This is a genomic window from uncultured Rummeliibacillus sp., from assembly GCF_934216135.1.
GTDB lineage: Bacteria > Bacillota > Bacilli > Bacillales_A > Planococcaceae > Rummeliibacillus.
Genome location: NZ_CAKQBI010000070.1, coordinates 1 through 3,989, shown reverse-complemented (window position 1 = coordinate 3,989; position 3,989 = coordinate 1). Strand labels below are relative to the sequence as shown.

Here is a 3,989-nt window from a genome sequence, read left to right as displayed (position 1 = left end):
GGTCTTGTAGCTGTTCAAGAACATCGCATAGAAGTTCAGGAGGTCATAGTGGCTCAAGAACATCACACAGAAGTTCAAGATCTTGTAGCTGTTCAAGAACATCGCATAGAAGTTCAGGAGGTCATAGCTGCTCAAGAACATCACACAGAAGTTCAGGAGGCCATAGCCGCTCAAGAACATCACACAGAAGTTCAAGATCTTGTAGCTGTTCAAGAACATCGCATAGAAGTTCAGGGAGCCATAGCCGCTCAAGAACATCACACAGAAGTTCAAGATCTTGTAGCTGCTCAAGAACATCACACAGAAGTTCAGGAGGTCATAGCCGCTCAAGAACATCGCATAGAAGTTCAGGGGGCCATAGCCGCTCAAGAACATCACACAGAAGTTCAGGCTCCTGTAGCTGTTCAAAATCGTCACGCAGAAGTTCAGGATCTCATAGCCGCTCAAGATCATCCTCCTGTTCTTGTTGCAAAAGTTAGAAATTATTCTTTATATGACTTATGTTTTAAGAACTTTCCTTAATCTACGTTTAGGGGGAGTTCTTAGTTCATATTCTTTTGCGATTAATTTTTATTAAAAATAAAGGTAAGTAAAGAATAAGGATTTAATAGACCAAGGTGATTGATTAAAAAAGAGCAGGTGAATATTTGCATTATTCCATTCCTTCATATTTTTTAATAATCGATAAAGATGATTTAAATTGTTTAAGGAAGAATCTCAAGAGCGATGAACCGGTCTTTGCAAAATTAAAAGTCGGCGATTCAACTTATAGGATAAATATTGCTTATAGAGGATCGTATACTCGGGAAATGCGTAAACGATCTTATACTTTTTACTTTAATGAAGAGAAAAAATTCTTTGATGCCCGCACGATCCATCTAAATGCAGAATATCGAGATCCTTCACTTATGCGTAATAAGCTCTCATTTGATTTTTTTAAAGAGTTAAAAGTACTTGCACCGAATAGCCAGCATATAAGATTATTTCGAAACGATGAACTTAAAGGACTCTATTTACAATTAGAATCAGTAGATGATCTTTTTTTAAAAAAGAGGAATTTACCAGAGGGACCAATTTATTATGCTGAAAATAATAATGCAAACTTTTCTCTTACAAGAGATGGAAGGAAAAAGAGATCCCGTTTATCAGGGTATTATCAAGCTTTTGGTACATCAACTGATGACCAACACCTTCGTGAATTCATATCAAAGATTAATACTACTTCTAAATTCGATTTCCCCGAAATTATTTTACAATATTTGAATATAGATACCTTTTTAGGTTGGCTTATTGGAGCAGTTTGTACAATGAATAATGATGGTTTTACTCATAATTACTCACTATATCGTAACAAGGTGACAGGGCTATATGAGATAATGCCGTGGGATTATGATGGAACGTGGGGAAGGAAAATAAGTGGTGGGGTAATGGATCATACTTATGTTCCTTTTGAAGGTAACAAGGAAAACCATCTTATTGATCTTATCTTACAAGTTCCCGAATTTAGGAAAATGTATAAAGAAAAGCTAGAAGAAATATTAGAGACTAAATTTACAGTTGGTTTTATGGAAGATAAGGTGATGAAGCTTCATCAAAGTATACGACCCGATTTTTTACTCGATCCATACAAAAAACATAAAATTGATCTATTTGATCAAGAACCAGATTTTATTTTTCAATTTATCCATAAGCGAAACGAATATTTAAAAAGCAAAATCAAGTCATATGATTGATAAAGATTAGAGAACGGAGGACTCTTATTGTTTCCGATATGTGTAAAAGAAACAGGGAAATATGGAAGAGGAATTTTCGCTACAAGAGATATAAAAAAGGATGAACTCATTGAATCATCCCCAATTGTTATTTCACCTGAGAGTGAGTGGAAGTATTTAGAGAAAACTAAACTCTTTTATTATTGTTTTTATTGGGGACATGATACAGCAATAGCACTTGGGTATGGTTCACTCTTTAATCATTCATATACTCCGAATGCAATTTATTATAATAATGAAGATAAGTTAACAATCGACTTTTATGCGCTAACAGATATCAAAGCTGGAGAAGAAATAACTATCAATTATAATGGAGAAGCGGATGATCAATCTGAACTATGGTTTGATGTAATTGATTAATATAAATACTTAACGTAAAACTAAGAGTATCGTTTTAAATACTCTTGGTTTTTCTTATTGTTATATTCTTTCTACAATCAGTAGAGATACAGAAGATTTAAGATGGAAAGATAACTTAAAAATAAAAAAATATCTTCTTCACCATCAGGTACAGATGATGAAGAAGATATCCATTAATTTATCTATACTAATTGAGATGGGAAAAGACGTGTGGGATGTAAGAGGAAAAGTAGATAAATAGCTCTAAATCATAGGACTAATTTACACTATAGAGAGACTCTGGATATGCTGGATGTTAATATAATACGGAACAGATCTAGTTGTTAAGATTTCTACAAAATTCCCGCTAAAATCGACTAACTTTCCTATTTGGTAGCTCTTTTCTCCAAGATTAATAATGACTAACTCATCTTTTATCTTCTTGACCAAATTATCTAAGTTTTGAGGAAGTTCAACTGAATACTGATCAATTGGAAAATCCTCTTTCGTCAATCCATATGGTTTTTGATTGGAAATATAAGGAATCAACCATTTTATATGATTTAAAGAAATATACATAGTTTTGTAAATGGGCGATTCAAAAATAATGTAATCATTCATTATGTTCGAGATATAGCCTTGTAAAGGCACTTTTCCGGTTACATATAACTCAACATACATGCCTTGCGCTCTAGAAAGGATAGTTTTAAGTGTTAATGTTTCGGTAGATTTGCTATTAATACCTGGTGGATTTGTAGGCTTGCTTACAGAATCTTCATCGTTATTGCTGAACGTAAAATTTTTAACATGGATTACAGGGATGTAAAGATAGTCATGTCCGTTAAATAAAACGATAATTTCTGTGCTAAAATCAATAATTGAACCTCTCAAAAATTTCCCACCAGAAACTTCAATTTTAGCAAATTCTTTTTCTGATTGCTGAATTAGTTTTTTCAATTTCACCATCCTTTCTATCATATTCTATTAGAAAAATGAGAAAAAGCTCAACTTAAGGTGTTGTTTAAAGCTGAAGCATTTCTAACAAGAAGAGCTTACTCTCAATTTATTTTGATTTTGAATTTAAACGTTCATCTCTGAGCTTGTTGTACATTTTCTCAGCGTATTTCATCAAAGCAAAATATTGTTTTTCTAATAATCCTTTATGCGCAATTGAATCCACATTAGTATTTAAATAATCAGGTGGCTGCTTTTCTAAGGTTTTTGTATTAGTTTCAATTAACTTTTGGGGATTCTGTGACTCTGTTGATTCAGTTGAAGAATTTTTATGAGAAGAAGTGAAGAATGTAGTGACATTTGTAGTAGTGTTTTGGGTAGATGTAGCTTTATCTAAGTTTAATTTTCTTCTTTTCTTTTTTCTTCTAGGTAAAGAGTTAAGTGAAAAATCTTCAGTGAAATCCGTAGTTTCTTCGTCATGAATGATTTCAACTTTTTTGGGTATAGAATTAAATATTCGGCTGGATTCTTTTTCTATAGAAGATGAATTTCCTATCTGATTTTGCTCTTCTTTATAATTTGTTCGATGCAAACCTCTTAATCTATTAAAATACTCCTGAGCAGACATTTTAGGATTTTTACCATTACGAGACTTCTTTTGAGGGTTATATGAAGCAGGGTCAGTTAGATGAACGGAATTAGGATTGGAAGGTTGAATATAGAAATCGGCCTCATCTTCTACATTTTCTTCCCGTTCATTTACTTCAGTATTATTTGAACCCTCTTCTTCATCCATAGAATTAGGTGATATTAGATTGTAATGTGAAGGCTCGGTATCCGTTTGATCGCCAGAGACATCATGATTGAAGATAGAAGACTCGTTATTAATCTGGTTGACTATAACTTCATAATCGAAAGGAGAAG

General features: G+C 32.9%; 5 protein-coding genes. 3 read left to right on the top strand and 2 right to left on the bottom strand.

Features of this window, described 5'->3' with window-relative positions; genetic code table 11:
• The 3 genes from Q0977_RS17910 to Q0977_RS17900 form a co-directional block, all read left to right on the top strand.
• The coding region (locus Q0977_RS17910) for a hypothetical protein (RefSeq protein WP_299516459.1) at positions 1-522 on the top strand (522 nt) is incomplete at its 5' end.
• Positions 523-647: 125 nt separating this feature from the next.
• Entirely contained in the window at positions 648-1,733 is a 1,086-nt protein-coding gene (locus Q0977_RS17905) for a CotH kinase family protein (protein ID WP_119416997.1), read from the top strand.
• A gap of 27 nt (positions 1,734-1,760) precedes the next feature.
• Positions 1,761-2,132, top strand: a complete 372-nt coding sequence (locus Q0977_RS17900; protein WP_233548142.1) for an SET domain-containing protein — start codon at positions 1,761-1,763, stop codon at positions 2,130-2,132.
• A 261-nt stretch (positions 2,133-2,393) separates the two neighbouring features.
• On the opposite strand, the gene Q0977_RS17895 is transcribed toward Q0977_RS17900, so the two are convergent.
• A complete protein-coding gene (locus Q0977_RS17895) occupies positions 2,394-3,068 on the bottom strand; it encodes a DUF2642 domain-containing protein (RefSeq protein WP_299516456.1) in 675 nt (224 codons plus the stop codon).
• A gap of 106 nt (positions 3,069-3,174) precedes the next feature.
• A partial coding sequence (locus Q0977_RS17890) for a hypothetical protein (protein ID WP_299516454.1) occupies positions 3,175-3,989 on the bottom strand: 815 nt, incomplete at its 5' end.